The organism is Frankia sp. AiPs1, assembly GCF_023716945.1.
Classification (GTDB): Bacteria; Actinomycetota; Actinomycetes; order Frankiales; family Frankiaceae; genus Frankia.
The window spans coordinates 1-5717 of sequence record NZ_JAMQQF010000382.1 but is presented as its reverse complement, the minus strand read 5'-3'; the positions used below and the strand labels follow the sequence as shown (position 1 = coordinate 5717).

The following is a 5717-nucleotide window of genomic DNA, read 5'->3' as shown; positions in this document are numbered from 1 at the left end:
GCCTCGGGTAGCCGGGCGGCCAGGCCGATGACGGCGACGGGCTCGCCCGGCGTGCCGCCGGCGGGGGTCAGACCGCCGGCGGGGTCGGCGCTCCCGGTGGAGTCGGCGCTCCCAGTGGAGTCGGCGCTCCCGGCGGGGGTGGCGTTCCCGGTGGGGGAAGGGGCGTGCGTGGGGGCCGGCTCGGCGTCGGCCGAGAATTGATCGTTGACCATCGCGTGCTCTGGCTCCCTCGTGAGGACGACACGGCGGGTAGGCCTTGAGCATCGGTCTGGTCGCTAACGGTGTTCTTCGTGCGAGCTAAAGCAAGAGGGTGGGGCCGGCCGGGCGGACGTCCGCCCGGCCGGGCCCCGGCCGAGGTCAGTCGAGGGTCGGCTGGTGGATCGCGGCGCGCAGCGTCGCCAGGTGCTCGATCGCGATCCGTTCACGGTCGAGCTCCGTGACGGGACCGGCGAAGCCGTGCTGGGCATCCGGGAAGTGGTGCAACTCCACCGCCACGCCGGCCTGCGCCAGCCGTAGCCCGTACTCCAGGGCCTCGTCGCGCAACGGGTCGCGCCCCGCGACGGACAGGTAGGTACGGGGTAGGCCGCGCAGGTCCTCGGCGCGGGCCGGGGCCGCGTACGCCGGCGTCGGCCCGGGGGTGTCGCCGAGGTAGAGCCGCCAGCTCTCCTGCGCCAGCGTGCGGTTCCAGATCGGCGTGCGGCTGTCGGACGCCACCATCGACGGGGTCGTCAGCCGGTCGTCGAACGCGGGGGTGACCAGATGCTGCAGGCGCAGCGTCGGGCCACCCCGGTCGCGGATCAGCAGGGCCAGGCCGGCGGCGAGGGTGGCCCCCGCGCTGGTGCCCGCCACCGCGAGCCGGGTCGGATCGGCCCCCAGCTCGTCGGCGTGCTCGGCGGCCCAGCTCAGCACGGCGAGGCAGTCCTCCAACGCCGCCGGATAGGGATGCTCGGGCGCGAGCCGGTAGCCGACGGCGATCACGACCGCCTCGGCGAACAGGGCCGCCTCGGCCGCCTGCCCGTGCACGTGGTCTATGTTGCCGAGCACGAACGCCCCGCCGTGCAGCCACAGCACGGCCGGCAACGCGCCGGTGGCACCCTCGGGCCGGTAGATGCGTACCAGCACCGGCGGGGCCTGCGGCGGTCCGGGGACCCGCAGCTCGCGCGCCGAGACGCCCGGCCGGCGGGGCAGTTCACCCAGCGGACGGACCGGCGGGCGGTGGGTGCTCAGAGCATCCGCGAGACTTCCCTCGACCGGCATCTCAGGCCACCACCGACAGCGCGCGCGACGGGCACAGCGCGACCGTGTCCCGCAGCCGGCCCCATTCGGTGGGGTCGTCGACCTGCGGGTCCAGCACCACGACGGTGCCCTCGTCCGACTGGTCGAACCGCTCGGGGTACGTCAGGACGCACTGTCCGGCGCCCATACAGCGGTCGATGTCCGCAACAATGACCATCTGGATCGTTCCTCTCTGTGATTTGTCGCGTCGCGTGGGACGCTGCCCCTCACCAGGCGACGGGCAGCTCCCACACGCCCTGCACGCCGCCCGGCTCCTTGCCGGGCAGCTGGTCGAGCGCCGTCGCGAGCCGCAGCCCGGGCAGGCGGGTGAACAGCGAGCCGAGCGCGATCTCCAGCTCGACGCGGGCGACGTTCGCCCCGATGCACTGGTGCGCGCCGTGGCCGAACGTGACGTGGCTACGCGAGTTGCGGGCCAGATCCAGCAGGTCGGGGTCGGTGAAGGTCTCGGCGTCCCGGTTGGCGGTCGAGATCACCACGATGACGCCGTCGCCGCTGGCGATGCGCTGCCCGGCGATCTCGGTGTCCGTCGTCGCGAACCTGGCGACGCTGTCCGCGATCGCGGTGAACCGCAGCAGCTCCTCGACGGCGCTCGGCAGCAGCGTGGAGTCGGCGCGCAGGGCGGCAAGCTGGTTGGGATGCTCCAGCAGGGTGAGCACGCCGAGCGCGATGGCGCTGGCCGTGGTCTCGTGGCCGGCGACGAGCAGCAGCAGCGAGATGTCGACCAGCGCGCGGCGGGTCAGCACGCCGGGACGGAGCTGCTCGGCGATCAGCACGTCGAGCAGGCCGTCGCCGGGGGTGTGCTCCTTGTCCCGGATGAGTTCGTCGAGGTAGGCGCCCAGCGCGCCGAAGGCCTGGGCGCTGTCCTCCACGGAGGTGTCGCCGCTGACCAGCGGCCGGGACAGCGCCTCGAAGCGGGCATGATCGGTGTACGGCACGCCGAGCAGGTCGCAGATGACGATCGAGGGCACCGGCAGCGCGAACTCGGACACCAGATCGACCACCGGGCCCTTCGCGACGATCTGGTCCAGCAGGCCGTCGACGAGGCGTTGGATGCCGGGGCGCAGCGCGTTGACCTTGCGCATGGTGAAACTGGACTGCAGCATGCGCCGCTGGGCGGTGTGCTCCGGCGGGTCCATGCCGATGAAGTTGCGGACCTTGCGGGCGGACTCGAACCGCGGGGCGGTCGCGGGGAACCGCGGGTCGACCCGCTCGGAGGAGAACGTCGCGGTGTCCAGGAGGACCTGGCGGGCCGCGGCGTGCCCGCTGACCGTCCAGACCCGCCGGCCGTCGTAGAGCCGGGCCGCGCTCACGGGTCCGGATTCGGTGTAGCGGCGATGGCCGGCGGGCGGGTGGAACGGGCAGCCCCGCGCCATCGGGTACTCGGGGATCTCGGTCTCACTCACGGGTTGACCTCCAGCGGGAGGGAAGCGGGGGCGGCTGTCGCGGGCCGGACCTGGGGCACCCGGTTCAGGCCGCCGGCGGTGGACCCGCCTGCGGCGTGTTCCCCGGGAGTCGGCCGGGCGCGGCCGAAACGCCGCAGGAACGGGTTCTCGACCAGGTTGAACAGCGCCCACGCCAGGGCGAGGGAGAGGGCGGCGGCGGCCAGGGCGAGGGGAATGCCCGTCGGCGCCGACCGGGCGTGCCCGTCGAGCACCCAGCGGTAGCCGTAGGTCAGCACCAGCCCGTGCACGAGGTAGAAGGCGAACGACAACTCGCCCAGCTTCACGAGTGTGCGCCCGCGAAACGGCGACCTGGTCCGGTCGCGGTCCGCCACCGCGGCGGCGGCGATCAGCGGCGACAGCCAGAGAACGGCCGGCCCGCCGATGCCGAACAGGTACGGCAGGTGGGTCGTCACGAAGTAGCCGGCGACGGCGACGGCGCCGGCCGGCAGCAGCCCGATGCGCGGCCACCGGCCGGTCTGCAGCAGGCGGGCCAGCAGCATGCCGAGCACGAACTCCAGCGCCCGCACCGGTGGGAAGAAATAGACGAACCAGATCTGATGGAAGGAGTACTGGCCGTGGTCGATGAACGGTAACTTCGGCTGGTCACTGATCGCGAACTGGCTGACGAACGGCGCCGCGACGGCGAGTGCCACGACCGCGGTGGTGACCGCCCACAGCCGCTGCGCGGGGATCGCGCGGACCCCGCGCAGCAGCAGCGGGTACATGAGGTAGAAGAACGCCTCGCAGGACAGCGACCAGCTCACCCCGTTCATCGAGTTGGTCGTCGGCATGTCCGGGAACCAGGCCTGGATCAGGAAGAGGTTCTCCACGGCCCGCGACCCGTCGATCGACTCGGCCGCGATGGCCATCAGGACCGCGGCGGCCACGAAGGTGACCACGTGGTTCGGGTAGACCTTCGCCGCCCGCCGCCGCCAGATGTCGACGGTGCCCTCAGCGGGCCGCGCCGACCAGGTCAGGACGAAGCCGCTGAGGATGAAGAAGAAGCACAGGCACATGAAGCCGGCCTTCGCCACCACCGAGTAGAGGGCGTCGCCCGTTGCACCGTCGATGTATCTCGTCCCGAAGCTGGCGTGAAAGCCGAAGACGAACACCGCGGCGATGGCGCGCAGTCCGGTCAGGGAATTGAGTCGCACCCTGGTGGGTGCTGCGGGTACTGGGTCTGGCACGGTCATGTCCTCCCGGGCGTTTGCACCGCTTTCGGCTGGTAGGATGACCGCTCCCAGTTAGCTGGTACTAAAACGCTTGACGGGCAGCCCTCCCGATTTCTCCGGGTACGGCCGAAAGTAGTTCCCGGGTGTAGGGATGGTGCGGGTCGGTGAAGACCCGTTCCACCGGGCCGGACTCGACGATCCGGCCGTCCTTCATCACCAGCACCCGGGCGCAGATCTCCCGGACCACCGCCAGGTCGTGCGAGATGAACAGCACGGCGAGTCCCAGCGAGCCGGCCAGCTCCCGCAGCAGTGCCAGGATCTGTGCCTGGGTGGAGACGTCGAGGGCGGACACCGGCTCGTCGCAGACCAGCAGCCGCGGCCGGGTGGCGAGCGCGCGGGCGATCGCCACCCGCTGGCGCTGACCGCCGGACAGCGCCAGCGGGCGCCGGTCCAGGTGGATGGTGGACAGCCCGACCTGTTCGAGCAGGGTCAGCGCATGGGCCCGCCGATCCCGGCGCGGCACGTCGATGGCGGCGAGGGCCTCGCCGAGGATGCGCTGCACGGTCCAGCGCGGGTCGAAGGCGCTCAGCGGATCCTGCGGCACGAGCTGCAGCGTGTGCCGCTCGGCGCGGCGTTCGCGTTCGGGTCGCTCGCTCCACGGCTGCCCGCCCAGGCGCACCTGGCCGCCGTCCGGGGCGATGAGGCCGAGCACCAGGCCGGCGAGGGTCGACTTGCCCGAGCCGGACTCGCCGACCAGTCCCAGCGTCTCCCCGGCGTGCAGGGTGAACGAGACGTTGTCGACGGCCGTGCGCCGGGCACCCCGGGCAACGTGGAAGCGTTTGACGGCGTCCGTGACCACCAGCAGCGGGGCGTCGCCGGCCGCCTCGCCGCCGCTGTCAGCCGTGGCGCTGTCAGTGGTGGCGCCGTCAGCCGTGGCGCCGTCAGCCGTGGCGTCGCCGGGCTCGGGGACCCGGCGCCGGCGGCCGGGGACCGCCTCCAACAGCGCGACGGTGTAGGGATGGCGGGGGTGGGCGAGCACGTCGGCCACCGGCCCGGCCTCGACGACGCTGCCGTCGCGCATCACCGCGACCTCGTCGGCCAGCGCCTCGACCACCGCCAGATCATGGCTGATCAGCAGCAGCCCGGTGCCGTCCGCCTTGAGCTGCCCGAGCAGCGCGAGGATGCGGGCCTGCACCGAGGCGTCGAGGGCGGTCGTCGGCTCGTCGGTGATCAGCACGTCGGGCTGGGCGGCGAGCGCGGAGGCGATCAGCGCGCGCTGGCGCAGCCCGCCGGAGAGCTGGTGGGTGTAACTGCGGGCGCGCTGCTCGGGCTCGGGGATGCCGACCCGTTCCAGCAGCGCGTGCACGGCGGGCCCGGTGTCGCGGCGGGCGACCAGCCCGTGCGCCACCATCGGCTCGGCGATCTCCCGGCCGATCGGGCGCAGCGGGTCGAGGGCGACCAGCGCGTCCTGGGACACCAGGCCGATGCGCCGGCCCCGCACCGCCCGCCAGTCCCGCGGGCCGAAGGCGAGGGCGTCGGAGCCGTGGATGTGCAGCCGGCGCGCGGTCACGGCGGCGGTCGGGCCGGCGAGCCCCAGCAGCGCCCGACCCAGGGTGCTCTTGCCCGATCCGGATTCGCCGACGAGGGCGACGCAGCGCCCGGCGGCGAGGGTCAGGGAGACGTCGCGCACCGCGTGCACCGCGCCAGGGCCCGAGCCGAACCGGACGTCGAGGCCCGCCACCTCCAGCACCACGGCGGGCGCGGGCGGCGGGTCGGCGACTCGGCCCGCGGTGGGCCCGTCCGGGGC

At 73.3% G+C, this 5717-nt stretch carries 5 protein-coding genes and 1 pseudogene; all 6 read right to left on the bottom strand.

From position 1 onward, the window contains the following. Positions 1 to 212, bottom strand: a pseudogene (locus ND748_RS23440) (hypothetical protein); the annotation flags it as partial. 145 nt (positions 213 to 357) lie between these two features. Continuing rightward, positions 358 to 1257 carry an alpha/beta hydrolase gene (locus tag ND748_RS23435; RefSeq protein ID WP_251748121.1) on the bottom strand — a complete coding sequence of 300 codons (900 nt, stop codon included), beginning with the start codon at positions 1255 to 1257 and terminating at the stop codon, positions 358 to 360. Between the two features lies 1 nt (position 1258). Continuing rightward, complete coding sequence (locus ND748_RS23430; protein ID WP_251748120.1) at positions 1259 to 1453, bottom strand: ferredoxin; 195 nt, start codon at positions 1451 to 1453, stop codon at positions 1259 to 1261. 49 nt (positions 1454 to 1502) lie between these two features. Next, positions 1503 to 2699: a cytochrome P450 gene (locus tag ND748_RS23425; protein ID WP_251748119.1), complete on the bottom strand. Its 1197-nt coding sequence runs from the start codon at positions 2697 to 2699 to the stop codon at positions 1503 to 1505. Next, positions 2696 to 3925, bottom strand: a complete 1230-nt coding sequence (locus ND748_RS23420; RefSeq protein ID WP_251748118.1) for an acyltransferase — start codon at positions 3923 to 3925, stop codon at positions 2696 to 2698. Before ND748_RS23420 ends, ND748_RS23425 begins: the two co-directional genes overlap by 4 nt. Before the next feature lie 67 nt (positions 3926 to 3992). Next, entirely contained in the window at positions 3993 to 5663 is a 1671-nt protein-coding gene (locus ND748_RS23415; protein WP_374216009.1) for a dipeptide ABC transporter ATP-binding protein, read from the bottom strand. Positions 5664 to 5717 lie beyond the last annotated feature (54 nt).